Annotated in this window: 10 protein-coding genes; 3 read left to right on the top strand and 7 right to left on the bottom strand. The window is 55.9% G+C overall.

The features are described 5' to 3' along the window. Positions 1-19: 19 nt before the first annotated feature. Positions 20-1,483: a 15-cis-phytoene desaturase gene (gene pds / locus AC0QHF_RS28805; protein WP_324707723.1), complete on the bottom strand. Its 1,464-nt coding sequence runs from the start codon at positions 1,481-1,483 to the stop codon at positions 20-22. A gap of 169 nt (positions 1,484-1,652) precedes the next feature. Between pds and dnaK the strand changes: the two genes are divergently transcribed. Together dnaK and AC0QHF_RS28795 are read left to right on the top strand one after the other, a co-directional pair. Continuing rightward, positions 1,653-3,665, top strand: a complete 2,013-nt coding sequence (dnaK, locus tag AC0QHF_RS28800; RefSeq protein ID WP_324707722.1) for a molecular chaperone DnaK — start codon at positions 1,653-1,655, stop codon at positions 3,663-3,665. A gap of 127 nt (positions 3,666-3,792) precedes the next feature. Continuing rightward, complete coding sequence (locus AC0QHF_RS28795; RefSeq protein WP_324707721.1) at positions 3,793-4,791, top strand: J domain-containing protein; 999 nt, start codon at positions 3,793-3,795, stop codon at positions 4,789-4,791. On the opposite strand, the gene thiS is transcribed toward AC0QHF_RS28795, so the two are convergent. The 5 genes from thiS to mutS all read right to left on the bottom strand — a co-directional run bounded on the left by thiS (position 4,788) and on the right by mutS (position 11,748). Continuing rightward, positions 4,788-5,003 (bottom strand): sulfur carrier protein ThiS, encoded by a 216-nt coding sequence (gene thiS, locus AC0QHF_RS28790; RefSeq protein ID WP_324707720.1) that lies wholly within the window; start codon positions 5,001-5,003, stop codon positions 4,788-4,790. The genes AC0QHF_RS28795 and thiS overlap by 4 nt on opposite strands. A gap of 207 nt (positions 5,004-5,210) precedes the next feature. After that, positions 5,211-7,076 carry a replicative DNA helicase gene (gene dnaB, locus AC0QHF_RS28785; protein WP_324707719.1) on the bottom strand — a complete coding sequence of 622 codons (1,866 nt, stop codon included), beginning with the start codon at positions 7,074-7,076 and terminating at the stop codon, positions 5,211-5,213. Between the two features lie 93 nt (positions 7,077-7,169). Further along, a complete protein-coding gene (gene rplI / locus AC0QHF_RS28780) occupies positions 7,170-7,628 on the bottom strand; it encodes a 50S ribosomal protein L9 (protein WP_324707718.1) in 459 nt (152 codons plus the stop codon). Positions 7,629-7,945: 317 nt separating this feature from the next. Further along, positions 7,946-8,716 (bottom strand): hydroxyacylglutathione hydrolase, encoded by a 771-nt coding sequence (gene gloB / locus AC0QHF_RS28775; protein ID WP_324707717.1) that lies wholly within the window; start codon positions 8,714-8,716, stop codon positions 7,946-7,948. A 395-nt stretch (positions 8,717-9,111) separates the two neighbouring features. Beyond that, on the bottom strand, positions 9,112-11,748 hold the full coding sequence (mutS, locus tag AC0QHF_RS28770) for a DNA mismatch repair protein MutS (RefSeq protein ID WP_324707716.1): 2,637 nt from the start codon (positions 11,746-11,748) through the stop codon (positions 9,112-9,114). 389 nt (positions 11,749-12,137) lie between these two features. On the opposite strand from mutS, the gene AC0QHF_RS28765 reads away from it, so the two are divergent. After that, positions 12,138-12,845: a Uma2 family endonuclease gene (locus AC0QHF_RS28765; protein ID WP_324707715.1), complete on the top strand. Its 708-nt coding sequence runs from the start codon at positions 12,138-12,140 to the stop codon at positions 12,843-12,845. A 327-nt stretch (positions 12,846-13,172) separates the two neighbouring features. On the opposite strand, the gene nadA is transcribed toward AC0QHF_RS28765, so the two are convergent. Next, a complete protein-coding gene (gene nadA / locus AC0QHF_RS28760) occupies positions 13,173-14,138 on the bottom strand; it encodes a quinolinate synthase NadA (protein WP_324707714.1) in 966 nt (321 codons plus the stop codon). Positions 14,139-14,488: the final 350 nt, after the last annotated feature.

Here is a 14,488-nt window from a genome sequence, read left to right as displayed (position 1 = left end):
ATCAGCCATCGTCCTCAAGCTACTGCTTGACGGGGGTCGGGAGTTCGGAAACCGTGACGGGGGATTGTCCGTTTTCCGCTTCAGACGGGTCTGACAGCTTCGGATCGCGGCCGGTCTTTGAATCCCGTTCGATCGCTCGTGCTGTCAGCTTACCAGAAAGTACGGCACCCTCCATACTCGCCAGATAGCGTTGCATGGTGTAGTCTCCGCTCAGGTAAAAATTGGGGATGGGTGTCCTTTGGTCGGGGCGGCAGGCTTGGCGGCCGGGAGTGGCTTTGTACACCGATCGCGGCGTTTTCACCACATGGGATTTCAGCAGTTGGGCGCGGTGGGGGAACTCCTCGGGGAACAGTTGCTCCAATTCCGCCATCGTCGCCGCCACAATGTCCGCGTCCGACTTGCCGATCCAATCCTGAGCCGGGGCCAAAACCAACTCCAACATCGAGCGGTCCGGGTTGGCGTACTCCCGGCAGGTGTTGCTCATGTCCGCGTAGACACTCAGCAGTGGCGATCGCGAAAACAGCAGGTGGTCGATGTCCGTCAACTTGCGATCGAACCACAAATGGACGTTGATCACCGGGACCCCTTCCAAACCCTCAAGTTGCTTGAAATAGTCCATTTCCCGCCACGAATCGGGCAGCATCAGCTTCAGGGGATCGACCGGCATCGCCGATACATAAACATCCGCCGTCAACTCCTCCTCCGGTTCGCCATGGCGCCCCGGAATCCGGAATCCCCGGACGCTGCCGTCGTCGTTCAACAGGAACTCCCGGACGGGCGCATTCAACCGCACCTGTCCACCGCGCTCCGTAATATAGTCTACCAAGGGCTGACACAATCGCTCCGTCGGAGATCCGTCCAAAAACGCCATCTTCGAGCCGTTCTTCTCCTGCAGGAAGCGATTCAGGGCCGTCAAAATCACCGTGGAGGAGATCTCGTCGGGTCCGATAAAATTCAAAGCCTTGGACATGGCGATGAACACCTCCGTTTCCACCCGGGGCGGCACGTTCTGGCGTTTGAGCCACTCCGAGAAGGAATATTTATCCATCTCCTCGACGTATTTCTGACCCTTGATCATAGCCGGAATCAAGCCCAAACCGAAGCGAATTTTCTCCGGCCAGGTGAGCATATCGTTGTTGCGGAGAATCGCAATGATGCCGTTGATGGGGGCCGGGAGGTCGGGAAAGTCAAATCGAGAATAGGTTCCCGGATGGTCCGGCTGGTTGAAAATCATCGTGTGTTCTTTCCACTGCAGCCGGTCCTCGATGTCGAGTTCTTTGAACAACTGCAACATATTGGGATAGGCCCCGAAGAAGATGTGCAGTCCGGTTTCGTACCAGTCCCCGTCCTCATCTTTCCAGGCGGCGACCTTGCCGCCGAGGACGTCCCGGCGTTCCAGGACGATGGGCGTATAACCCAGATCCGTTAGATATTTGGCGCAACTGAGGCCGGCCAAACCCGCCCCGGCGATCGCAACTCGCATTGACAACCCTTTATGACTTGCTTGTATTTCGTTCTCATTATACGTTACATCTTGTTACATTCAATGGATGAGGTAGCGATCCCCGCACCTTTGGGGCGTCGAGGATGTCAGACGATAAAATTATTGAAAGATCTAGCCACATCAAAAAGAGTAAGGAGAACACCAACGAATGGGTAGAGTAGTCGGCATTGACCTGGGGACGACCAACTCTGTGGTAGCGATCATGGAGGGGGGCAAGCCCGTCGTGATCGCCAATTCCGAAGGGATGCGGACGACCCCCTCCGTCGTTGGCTTCACCAAAGAGGGGGAGCGGATTGTCGGACAGATGGCTAGGCGGCAGGCCGTGCTCAACCCCCAAAATACCTATTACAACGTCAAGCGACTGATGGGGTGCAAGTACGCCGAGCTCAACCCGGCCTCGAAGCGGGTCCCCTACACCATCCGCCGGGACGACACGGGAAACATCAAACTCAAATGCCCCCGGCTGAAGCGGGATTTCGCCCCGGAAGAGATTTCGGCGATGGTGCTGCGGAAGCTGGCGGAGGAGGCGAGTCGCTATCTGGGGGAAGAAATCACGGGGGCGGTGATCACGGTTCCCGCCTATTTTAACGACTCCCAGCGGCAGGCTACCCGCGACGCCGGACGCATCGCCGGGTTGGAGGTGAAGCGCATCCTCAACGAACCGACGGCGGCTTCCCTGGCTTACGGGTTGGAAAAGCAGGATTTCGGGACGATTTTGGTGTTCGACTTGGGGGGGGGAACCTTCGACGTCTCGATCCTGGAAGTGGGGGACGGGGTGTTTGAAGTGAAAGCCACCAGCGGCGACACCCAACTGGGGGGGAACGATTTCGACCAGAAGATCGTGGACTGGCTGGCGGAGAAGTTTTTGCAGGAAGAGGGACTCGACCTGCGGCGCGATCGCCAAGCCCTGCAACGCCTCACGGAAGCGGCCGAGAAAGCCAAAATCGAACTGTCCGGGGTGGGGGTGACGGACATCAACCTGCCCTTCATCGCCGCGGACGAGGAGGGCCCGAAACACCTGGAAACCCGCCTCACCCGGGGGGAGTTCGAGGGGCTGTGCGGGGATTTGATCCAGCGGTTGCGGCGCCCGGTGAAGCGGGCTCTGGCCGACGCCCAGATTTCCCCCGTCCAAATTGACGAGGTGGTGTTGGTGGGGGGTTCGACCCGGATACCCATCGTCCAGCAGTTGGTGCGATCGCTCATCGATCGCGAACCGAATCAGGGGGTCAACCCGGACGAGGTGGTGGCCGTGGGCGCGGCCATCCAGGCCGGTATTCTGGGCGGGGAAGTCCGCGACATTCTCTTACTCGATGTCACGCCGCTTTCGGTGGGGTTGGAAACCATCGGCGGGGTAATGAAAAAACTGATCCCCCGCAATACGACGATCCCGGTGCGGCGATCGGACATTTTCTCCACCTCGGAGAACAACCAGACCCTGGTGGAAATCCACGTCCTCCAGGGGGAGCGGGAACTGGCGAAGGACAACAAATCCCTCGGCCGGTTCAAACTGACGGGAATTCCCCCGGCACCGAGGGGGGTGCCCCAAGTTCAGGTCGCCTTCGATATCGACGCCAACGGGATTTTGTTGGTGACGGCCCTGGACAAAACCACGGGCCGGGAACAGAGCATCACCATCCAGGGCGCTTCTACCCTGTCCCCGGACGAGGTGAACCAGATGATCCGGGAGGCCGAAGAGTTCGCCGACCAGGATCGCCTGCAGCGGGAGCGGGTGGAAAAGCGCAACCGCGCCCAAGCCCTCACCTACCAGGCGGAACGGCAACTGAGGGAAGTTGCCCTGGACTACGGGATGCAGTTCGCCCAACGGCAGCGGGGCCGCATCGAAACCTTAATTCGAGCCCTGCGGGACAGTTTGGAGCGGAACGACGATCGCGGCATCGACCGGGCGAGTTCCGACCTCCAGGATGCCCTGTACGATTTGAGTCGGGAGGTGTCGCTGTTCGCCCAGGAGGAGGATGAAGACGACCTGTTCGGCTCCATCCGCCGCACCTTCGGGGGCACCGAGCGGCGCCGGGTCGATCCCTACGAGGTGGCGCCGGGGCGCTATTCCCCCTACGACGGCGTGGGAACCGGCCGTCCCGGGCGCCCCTACTATCCCCAGCAGAGCAGTGATTGGGACGATGACGATGACGATTGGCTCTAGACGTTAAATTGGGAGATGGGGAAAGTGAAAAGTGAAAAGTGAAAAATGAAATTTTCCCCATTCCCCATCCCCTCCCCTATTGCCTATTGCCTGTTCCCTGTTGCCTGCCCTACTACACTGACCGCTGATGCAAAACTTTCGGAATTACTATCAAATTTTAGGGGTTTCCAGAGATGCCTCCGTCGAGGAGATTAAAAAGGTCTACCGGAGGTTGGCGAGACAGTACCACCCCGATTTAAACCCCGGCGACAAGGAAGCCGAGGAGAAGTTCAAGGATATCGGCGAGGCCTATAATATTCTGTCCGACCCGGAGAAGCGATCGCAGTACGACGAGTACAGCCAATTCTGGAAACAGAAGGGATTCGGCGGCAAGAAAGGATCGCCGATGGCGGGGATCAAAACCTGGGGTTCCCGGGTGGCCGGCCGCGCCCCAACCCAGACCCAGACCAAACCGGTGGATTTTGGCGACTACGCCGATTTCAACACCTTCGTCGATCAGCTTCTCGGACGCCGCCGGGAGGTGCGGACGGTGAGCGCGGATACCCCCCGCGTGACGTCTTCGGACCCCTACCGCCCCAGCCGCAAAACCGTGCAGCGGGTGCCGACGCAACCCCGACGGGATATCGAGGCGAGGTTGACGCTGCCGCTGGAGAAAGCCTACACGGGGGGGACGGAGCGGATTCGCCTGGAGGACGGGCGATCGCTGGAGGTGAATATGCCGCCGGGAATGGTGACGGGACAGCGGATTCGCCTCAGAAATTTGGGCATTCAGGGGGGGGACCTGTTCCTGAAAATTGTGGTGGAGCCCCACGAGTTTTTTCAGTTGGAGCGATCGGACATCATCTGTCGCGTGCCGGTGACGCCGAGCGAGGCGACGTTGGGGGGCGATATCGAGGTGCCCACCCTGGACGGTTGGGTGAAGATGAGGCTCCCGGCGGGGGTGACGTCCGGCCAGCGGCTGCGGTTGGCGAATAAGGGGTATCCGAACGGAAATGGCGATCGCGGCGATCAGTTGGTGGAAATTGAGATCGTGGTGCCCAAGCAGGTGACGTCCCAGGAGCGGGAGTTGTACGAAAAACTCCGCCAGGTGGAGACGTTCAAACCCCGCCAGGCCCTCCCCGTCTAGCCGCCGCCGACGATGGTGACGATTTCGAGCACGTCGCCGGTTTGCATGGTGGTGGCGTCCCAGTATTGGCGGTGCAGAATTTCCCCGTTGTACTCCACGGCGACCAAACGGGGATTGAGCCCCATTTTTTCCAAAAATGCGGGCAGGGGGGTGTCTGGGGGGCAGCTTTGGGGTTCTCCGTTGACTTTCAGGGTGATGGTGGAATCGGACATCGGTTTTTGATGGTTGGACTGGGTGGGTGCGATCGCGGTTTTTATTTTAATATAAATCTTTATAAATTGTGTTCTCAAAGTCCCCCTTTTGAAGGGGGATAATGGGGGATCGCCGCTCCTCAATAAAGACAGAGATCCCCCCCAACCCCCATCCCCCCCGCCCCCCTTTGTAAGGGGGGAGGTAGGGGGGAGAATACGAAATCGGTTTTAATGTCTGCCGGTGGCGAGATTTCGGAAGGTGGTATATTGGGGGTCGAACAATAATTTGACGGTGCCGGTGGGGCCGTTGCGGTGTTTGGTGATGATGATTTCCGTGATGCCGCGATCGGGGGAATCGGGGTTATAATAATCGTCGCGATAGAGCATGATCACCATGTCGGCGTCTTGTTCGATGGAGTTGTGGACGATGATATTATTTGCCACAAAATTATGTAACCCCGGAACGGTCAGATCGTAAACTTCCGTTTCTCCGGCGGGTGCGATCGCGCAAATTTCATCCCAATAAATATCACTTTCTGCCAGACCAGCGATTTGACGCGAGTTGACAATTTGAGCCAATTTTGTGGCTCGTTCGCGGCTGACATTATCACTCATCGATCGCCCGTCCGAACTCGGCAAACATCTGGGTAAAGCGATCCGAGAACCCGCGCTCAACTGATCCAAACGTTGCCAACCCCGAACCGTCAAAAATTGATGATTTCCCGTCGCTTTTATGGTGCGACCCAAACGAGTTTTCAAACAAAATATCGGCTTGATTCCGGTCGGAAAAACGCGCCGAACTGTCGCCTTTTCCAACTTCATGGTCGCTTCATTCACGGCCCAAACCGAAAAGCCCGATTTGCCGACCAATTCCCGCATGGGAACTTGCAAGCCACTGTCGGCGAGGGTGACTAAACTATCCCCCGACAAACAGCCGGATTCTCTCAAATCCGACATCATCGGGCGCTTATTTGTCCGGGATTCCACGCCGCGACTCAACTGAGACAGGGCGATCACCGGGACGTTGAGTTCCCGCGCCAACCCTTTGAGCGATCGCGTAATTCGTGACAATTCCTGCACCCGGTTGTCCGGATTTCCCCCCTCCATCAACTGCAAATAATCGATCAAAACCAACCCCAACGCGCCCCCCTGTTCCGCCTGCAACCGCCGCGCTTTCGATCGCATTTCGGTGACGGTAACGTTGGGGGTATCGTCGATAAAAACGGGCAATTCCGACAAGTTTCCGATCGCCTCCGTCAGCGGTTCCCACTCCGCTTGGCTGATGCGCCCCGATCGCAATCGGTTACTCTCAATTCTCGCCTCACTCGACAGCAGCCGCTGCACCAATTGTTCCTTGGACATCTCCAAGCTAAACACCGCAATTCCCAACTTTTGCATCTTGGCGATACTGTGTCCGATCGCCACCGCAAAGCTAGTTTTTCCCATCGACGGACGCCCCGCCACAATAATTAAATCCGACCGTTGAAATCCCCCCGTCATCGCGTCCAAATCGTAAAAACCGCAGGGGATGCCGGGGAGGGCGATGCCTTCGCTGCGGTCTTCAATGTCCTGAAAAGTATTGATCAACGTTTCCGAAATGGAAACCAAATCCTGTTTCGGCTGAACTTGGGTGACGTTGAAAACCCGCTGTTCCGCCTGATCTAGAATCACGTCCAAATCCGTCGCCGTCTGATATCCCAACTGGGCGATTTCATTCCCCGCCTGAATCAGGCGACGGCGGATAAACTTGTCGATCGCCAACAGGGAATATTGGTCGATATTCACCGCAGAAACCGTGCGATCGACCAGTTGCGCCAACTTCATCTGACCCCCGGCCGAATCCAGTTGCTTTTGGTCCGCCAGCCAACTGGTGACGGTCATCAAATCCGTGGGTTTCCCCTGCAAGTGTAGCGCCAGGGCCGCCCGATAAATGGTCTGGTGGGCGGCGATCGCGAAATGCTCCGGTCTGAGCAGTTCCGCCACCCGAGAAATCGCCTCCGGATCGAGGAGAATCCCCCCCAAAATCGCCTCCTCCGCCTCGATATTTTGGGGCGGCAGGCGATCGGACGGTGAAATTGGGAGATTGTCAGCCATAGGAAAATTGGGAGTCGGGAGTCGGTATTAGGGAGTCGGGAATAATTAATAATTAACAATTAATAGTTAATAATTATTCCCGAAACATTTATGCTATTTTCCGACCACGTGAACTTCCACTTCTGCGGTAACTTCCGGGTGCAGCTTAATTTGTGCTTTGTAAAAGCCGGTTTTGCTGATGTCCGGAAGGGTGATTTCCCGGCGATCGACTTCTTTGCCGGTGGCCGCCTGAATGGCTTCGGCGAGCTCGCTGGCGGTGACGGTTCCGAAGATAGCCTCGCCTTCACCAGCCTGCTTGGAAATGGTAAAGCGGCCGACGGTTTCCAGGGCCGTTTTCTGGGCTTCGGCCTCTTTTTTCAGTTCGATCAACCGCTGCCGTTCCTCTTCCCTGCGCCGTTCCACCTGCTTGAGCACGCCGGGGGTGGCCCGCACCGCGAAACTGTGGGGGAGCAAATAGTTCCGGGCGTAACCGGGCGCCACATCGACGAGATCGCCTTCCCGTCCCAATTTGCTGACATCCTTGGTCAGAACGACTTGAATCCGCTTTGACATAATGGTTCCTGATAAATTTTTATCCCAAACACTCTATCATAACGACAGAAGTGGCGAGATTGCAATAAGGCGGAGGTGAATGTAGGGGCGAATGGCATTCGCCCTCTGCAATATCTATGGCATTCGCCCTCTGCAATATCTATGGCATTCGCCCTCTGCAATATCTTCTGTAAGTTCGGGGGATGCCGGTTCGGGGGATGCCGGTTCGGGGGATGCCGGTTCGGGGATGCCGGTTCGGGGGATGCCGGTTCGGGGATGCCGGTTCGGGGGATGCCGGTTCGGGGGAGGGCGCAAGCCTTGCGCCCCTACATTGGGTGTCAGAAGCGATCTTTCATTCCCCGCAGGCGGGAGAAGGTTTGGACGGCATCTTTGCCTTGGACCGCAGACTGTAACTCGGGGCGGTCCCAACCGAAGAAGGGGTTGGTTTGCTTTTCGATGCCGATGGAGGAGGGGACGGTGGCTTCGTCGCGATCGCGGGCAGATTTCACCTGTTCAAAGCGATCGCGCAATTTCGGGTTATTTTCATCGACGGTGAGGGCGAATTTCAGGTTTTTGAGGGTGTATTCGTGGGCGCACCAGAAGCGGGTGTCGTCGGGGAGCGATCGCAGTTTGGAGAGGGAATCGACCATCTGGGCCGGGGTTCCTTCAAACAGGCGCCCGCATCCCCCCGCAAATAGGGTGTCGCCGCAGAACAATTCGCCGCCTTCGGTGTCGGTGGGGGGGAAATAGTAGGCGATGTGGCCGAGGGTGTGGCCGGGGATGTAGAAGACTTCGGCGGTGCGATCGGCAAATTCCACGCGATCGCCTTCTTGCAGGTAGACTTCCTGTCCGGGGATGCGGTTGCGATCTTCCGCGCCGCCGTAAACCGTCAGGTTGGGGAATTTTTGCATCAAATCGCGGTTTCCCCCAACGTGGTCCGAGTGGTGGTGGGTGTTGAAAATGGCGACGAGTTCGGCGCCGAGTTCCTTCAACTTGCGGAGGACGGGGCGGCTTTCGGCGGGATCGACCACCGCCGCCTGATTTCGTTCGGTGTCGTGGAGGAGAAAAATATAGTTGTCGGAGAGGGCCGGGAGTCGATAAACGTCCATGAATCTTTACCGCTGAGTCAACATCGATTTTCTATTGTGACATTGTTGCCCGGTTGCGACATCGTGCTGGGGGGAAGATTTGGCGATCGCCGCGAGTTATGGTATCCATTGTTGAACCTCTGCCGTTTTAGCATCAACTACTAAGATATTTATAGCAACTGCCAGAGCGGTTCGGACAGATCTGTCAATTTTAGACCCGCCTTGAAATAAATTTCAAGGCTCATAGCAAAAGTCATCTCAAGATGACTCAAAACAAACTCCCCAATCCACGAAGCGAGGATTTGAGCTTGTAGGGGCCCCTGGCTTGCGCCCTCGGGAATTAATTCCCAAGCGGACTCGATATCCAACCCGTTGTGTTCCGGGCATTCAACCGGGTGTGATATTATTTTTTAGATTCAAATATCATCCTCAAAAATATCCAACTGCCCGATCGCGCTATCTTTCGGTTTTTGCTTCTGAATTCCCTTCCGCAAACCGATCGCGATTTTGCTGTGTTTTTCGATCTGTTTCATCACCTGTTTTGCCCGCCGAATCACCACGTCCGGCAACCCCGCCAGCCGCCCCGCCTCGATGCCGTAGGATTTATCCGCACCCCCCGGCTGCACCTGGTGCAAAAAGATAATTTTATCGGGCAATTCCTTCACCGTCACCTGGTAGTTGGCGACGTTTTCCAGAATCGAAGCCAGTTCGTTCAACTCGTGGTAATGGGTGGCAAAAATCGTCCTCGCCGCGATCGCCGTCGCCAGATATTCCGCCACAGACCACGCGATCGACAAGCCGTCAAATGTCGCCGTCCCCCGGCCGATTTCGTCCAACAAAACCAGGGATTTCGGGGTGGCGTGGTTGAGGATATTCGCCGTTTCGTTCATCTCCACCATGAACGTCGATTGACCCGTCGCCAGGTCGTCCACGGCCCCCACGCGGGTAAAAATGCGATCGCAGATACTTAACCTCGCCGAAGTTGCCGGGACGAAACTGCCCGTCTGTGCCAACAATTGGATCAACCCAACCTGCCGCAAATAACAACTTTTTCCGCTGGCATTCGGTCCGGTTAAAATAATCAAATCCGGGTGGGACGGTGCGGAATTGTCGCCCTCCTCCCGGCTACCGAGTTGGGCGGTATTGGGAACAAAAAATCCCGCCGGCAGCGACTTTTCAACCACCGGATGCCGCCCTTCGATAATGCGAATTTCTCGGCCGTTGACCATCTCGGGGCGGCAGTAACCCTGATAAACGGCGATTTCCGCAAACCCGCACAAAACATCGATCGCGGCGATCGCCCGAGAGATATCCCGGATCGAATCCGTGTGTTCCCCCACTTGCGATCGCAACCGGGCAAAAATCTCGTATTCCAGTTGATTCAAATCCTCTTTTGCCGTCAGAATTCGCGCCTCCCGTTCCTTCAATTCCGGGGTGATGTAACGCTCCTCATTCGTGAGGGTTTGTTTGCGGATATAATCGTCCGGCGCCTGGTCGGATTTCGATCGCGTGATGCTGATATAATAGCCGAAGGTTTTGTTAAAACCGACCTTCAACGTGGGGATGCCCGTCCGTTCCCGTTCCTGCACTTCCAAGTTGGCAATCCACTCGCGATCGCCCGCCGCCAGCGCGTGCATTTCGTCGAGTTGCGGATCGACTCCGGAGCGAATTAATCCCCCTTCTTTCAAATGGATGGGCGGCGATTCGACGAGGCAACTGTTAATTTTTGTCGCCAATTCTTCCAGCGTCGGGGGAACTTTTTGCAGGGCTTTCAAATAGGGAGATTTTGCCGACATCGCCAGGTTAGACAGTGCGGGCAATTTCGAGAGGGAATCCGCCAGGGCGACCAAATCTCGGGCGTTTGCCGTGCCGTTTCCCGCCCGCCCGGTGAGGCGTTCCAGGTCGTAAATTTGCCGCAATAGCTGTTGTAAATCCTGCCGCAATTCGGCATTTTCCACCAGTTCTTGAATGGTGTCGTGGCGGGCGCGGATACCTTTGAGATTTAACAGGGGTTGAAGCAGCCAGCGACGCAGGGCGCGGCTTCCCATCGCCGTGGCGGTTTTATCGATCGCCCACAGTAACGAACCGTGCAGCGTCCCGTCCCGGACGGTTTGGGTAATTTCCAAGTTGCGGCGGCTCTGGTGGTCGAGAATCAGATAATCGGTGATCGTGTAGCTGTGGAGGCACTGCAAGGGCACCGGATTTTCCTTTTGGGTTTCTTCCAAATATTCCAATAATCCCCCCGCCGCCCGCACCGCCAGGGGCAGGTGTTCGCAGCCGACGCCTTCGAGCGATCGCAGTTGGAATTCTTCCAAAATGCGGGATTTCGCCTCTCCCAAAGTGAAGGGAAGTTGCGATCGCAAAGAATAGCAAAAACACTCCGGCAGGCACTCCGGCAAACTCTGGCTGGTTTCCCCCGGACGCAGCATCCGCCCCAAGTCGGGGGCGTTGGTGGGAAATAGCACTTCCGAGGGCTGCAACCGCATCAATTCCTGGGTCAAATGTTCCAAGTTTTTGGACTGGGTGGCGAGGAATTCCCCCGTGGAAATGTCCGCGTAGGCGAGTCCCCAATGGTCCCCGGCGATGACGGCCGCCGCCAAATAATTGTTCTGCCGGCCCCGCAACATTTCGTCGTCCGTCAGGGTTCCGGGGGTGAGAATTCGGGTGATTTCCCGCCGCACCTGCCGCCGTTCCTTCGCCGCGATCGCCGCATCTTCCACCTGGTCGCAAATTACCACCGAATAGCCCTTTTCTAGCAACATATTGCTGTAGCGGTAGACGTGCTCGAAGGGAACCCCCGTCATCGGCACCCGGCCGATTTCTTTACCGGCGGATTTCGTGGTCTGCACCAGTTCCAATTCTTGAGAAATGGTGACGGCATCTTGGAAAAAACACTCGAAGAAATCCCCGACTCTAAAAAACAGTAAAGCGTGGGGATATTGATATTTTACGTCGATGTAACGCTGCATCATTTCCGACAGTTTGTCGCGATCGAGCTGTCGGTAGTCGGTGTTGGGGGATGGCGATTCAGATGCACTGGGGGAGACAGTCATAGGATTTTGAAGATGTCGGGATTTAACGATTTATTGTCGGAAATTTAGATCTAGAGTTTCTCAAGCTGGCGGAGTACAGTTTGGGGCTAAAGTCCCCCTTTTTAAGGGGGATTTAGGGGGATCGTTCGGCTCTCATCAGATCGAAAACCGCTTCGGCCTCAAAGTCCCCCTTGAAAAGGGGGATTGAGGGGGATCGTATCAAAGTCCCCCTTCTTAAGGGGGATTTAGGGGGATCGTTCGGATCGGACTTTCAGCCAATAGAATAGCACAAGCCTCCAACTTGTGAAAAGTCCCCCCGATTCGCGGACTCCCCGTCCGATATCTGAAATGGAAATCCCCCCGCCTCAATTTTGAGTTAGAATTGGAGTGCAATAATTCGACGAATCATCATGTTAGCAACTCCCCCAACTTACAACGTTACATGGGAAAAGTTACCCGATGATTTTAAACTCCCCGATGATCCCGTGGACAATATCAATCAACCCGCCCTCGCCGCGGCTTTAACTGAAAGCTTGCAAGTCGCCGGCCGACTGCCCGAAACCGCCCTCACTCCGACCAACTACGGCATTTGTGCCACGGTTGACGGCAAAACCGTGGTGAAAGCGCCCGATTGGGCTTTTATCCCCCGAATTACCGTCGATCGCACCGAAGTTGTCCGCAGTTATACCCCCCAACTTCAGGGTGAAATCCCGATGGTGGCGCTGGAATTTTTATCGGATACGCCGGGGGAAGAATACTCGATCAAAGAAACCTATCCTCCCGGCAAATTCCTCTTCTACGAGCGAATTTTGCAAATCCCGAGTTACGGTATTTTTAACTTGGAAACCGGCACGTTGGAACTCTATCGCCTCGGCGAAAATAAACGCTATAAGTTGGCATCTCCCGACGAAAACAACCGATTTTGGCTCCCGGAAATGCAGCTTTTCTTGGGCGTCTGGCAAGGGACGCGGCAAAACCGAGACGGTTACTGGTTGCGTTGGTGGGACGAACAGGGGAATTTACTCTTGTGGGGTACGGAACAGGTGCAACAAGAACGCGATCGCGCCGAACGACTGATCGCCCAACTGCGGGCGGCTGGAATTGAACCGGAGGATTGATATTCTCGGCATCGGATGCGGGGCGCAAGCCTTGCGCCCCTACAGCAGTTGTCATTTCTCGGGGCGGTTCCCTGGCCCGCCCCCGTGCCAAATTCCTCGGAAATGAGAAAAAATTCCCCGATTTTCCAATCTTCTCGCGCCCGTGCCTTCCCAGCTCCATTGACGCGAAAAAAGGAAGGAAGATAGAGAATAGACCAAAAAGGTTGAAATGTATCCAGATCAGGCTTTTTTTTGCTTCTCTATCTTTCGGGGGATGTGAGCCGGATTTTCCGGAATTATCTTGGGTACAGATAACTCACCTATTTCGACTCTCAATTCATCTCGCACCTAACTCATTTCCAACATCCGTTGAATCGGGCGCAGGGCAGCAGACCTGACCGTTTCCGACATCGTAATTTCCGGCTCTCTATTTTTCATCGCCCAGTACAGTTTTTCGAGCGTATTCAGGCGCATATGGGGACATTCATTGCAGGCGCAACTGTTCGTCGGTGGCGCGGGAATGAAGGTTTTCCCGGATGCCTCTTTTTGCATTTGGTGAATGATGCCCGGTTCGGTCGCCACAATAAAGGAAGAATTCGGGCTCTGTTTGGCGTATTTTAACAAAGCCGTGGTGGAGCCGACGTAGTTGGCATGGCGTAAAACGGGGGGTTCGCACTCGGGATGGGCGATCACTTCCGCGCCGGGGTGTTCGACTTTGAGTCGGACGATTTTCTTTTCGGAAAAATTCTCGTGGACGATGCAAGCGCCCTCCCAAAGCAGCATTTCTCGTCCCGTTTCCGCCATTACATAGCGGCCCAGGTTGCGATCGGGGGCGAAAATGATCGGCCGATCGCGCGGAATTTGATTGACAATATCCACCGCGTTGGAACTGGTGCAGATGATATCGCTCATCGCCTTAATTTCGGCGGTGCAGTTGATATAAGACACCACCAAATGATCGGGGTGGGCGGCTTTGAAAGCGGCGAAGGCGTCGGGGGGGCAGCTATCGGCGAGGGAGCACCCGGCGTTGAGATCCGGAAGCAAAACTTGTTTGTCGGGGTTGAGGATTTTCGCCGTTTCCGCCATGAAGTGGACCCCGGCAAAAACGATGACCTCGGCATCGGTTTCGGCGGCTTTGCGGGAGAGTCCGAGGGAGTCCCCGATGTAGTCGGCGATGTCCTGGATGTCGGGATCTTGGTAGTAGTGGGCCAAAACGATCGCGTTCAGGTCTTTTTTCAACGTCGCGATCGCCTCGAACAGGTCGTCCGGCGTTTCGGCACGGCTCGATTGTCGGTCTAAGGTCGCTGCAAACATGGCTTGACTGGGTGTTTTTACTCTGTAGTGACAATTATAGTTGAATTCACCAAAAGTGTCGGGGGGGAAACCGCCATCGGTTGAGGCGGAGGAGGCAGGGGGGGCTGAGGGGGCTGAGGAAGACCCGCCTTGAAATAAATTTCAAGGCTAATAGCTAAAGTCCACTCTAGTGGACTCAGTTCTATTGTTTACTAATATCAGATCTGGTTATCCCCCCCTAAATCTCCCCAATCATCTGAATATGATTTTGGCTATTAGCTTGGGAATTAATTCCCAAGCGGTTTGGCTGTTCAACCTGTTTCTCGACTTCCTCCGCTCCCTCCGCTTCCTCCGTTCCCTCCGCTCCCTCC

The sequence above is a fragment of the Lyngbya sp. CCY1209 genome (assembly GCF_055795065.1).
This window is presented reverse-complemented; position numbering and strand designations above follow the sequence as displayed.

Excerpts from the sequence above, each read along its gene's own strand:
- pds (WP_324707723.1), bottom strand. The coding sequence starts at position 1,483 with ATGCGAGTTGCGATCGCCGGGGCGGGTTTGGCCGGCCTCAGTTGCGCC.
- dnaK (WP_324707722.1), top strand. The coding sequence starts at position 1,653 with ATGGGTAGAGTAGTCGGCATTGACCTGGGGACGACCAACTCTGTGGTA.
- AC0QHF_RS28795 (WP_324707721.1), top strand. The coding sequence starts at position 3,793 with ATGCAAAACTTTCGGAATTACTATCAAATTTTAGGGGTTTCCAGAGAT.
- thiS (WP_324707720.1), bottom strand. The coding sequence starts at position 5,003 with ATGTCCGATTCCACCATCACCCTGAAAGTCAACGGAGAACCCCAAAGC.
- dnaB (WP_324707719.1), bottom strand. The coding sequence starts at position 7,076 with ATGGCTGACAATCTCCCAATTTCACCGTCCGATCGCCTGCCGCCCCAA.
- rplI (WP_324707718.1), bottom strand. The coding sequence starts at position 7,628 with ATGTCAAAGCGGATTCAAGTCGTTCTGACCAAGGATGTCAGCAAATTG.
- gloB (WP_324707717.1), bottom strand. The coding sequence starts at position 8,716 with ATGGACGTTTATCGACTCCCGGCCCTCTCCGACAACTATATTTTTCTC.
- mutS (WP_324707716.1), bottom strand. The coding sequence starts at position 11,748 with ATGACTGTCTCCCCCAGTGCATCTGAATCGCCATCCCCCAACACCGAC.
- AC0QHF_RS28765 (WP_324707715.1), top strand. The coding sequence starts at position 12,138 with ATGTTAGCAACTCCCCCAACTTACAACGTTACATGGGAAAAGTTACCC.
- nadA (WP_324707714.1), bottom strand. The coding sequence starts at position 14,138 with ATGTTTGCAGCGACCTTAGACCGACAATCGAGCCGTGCCGAAACGCCG.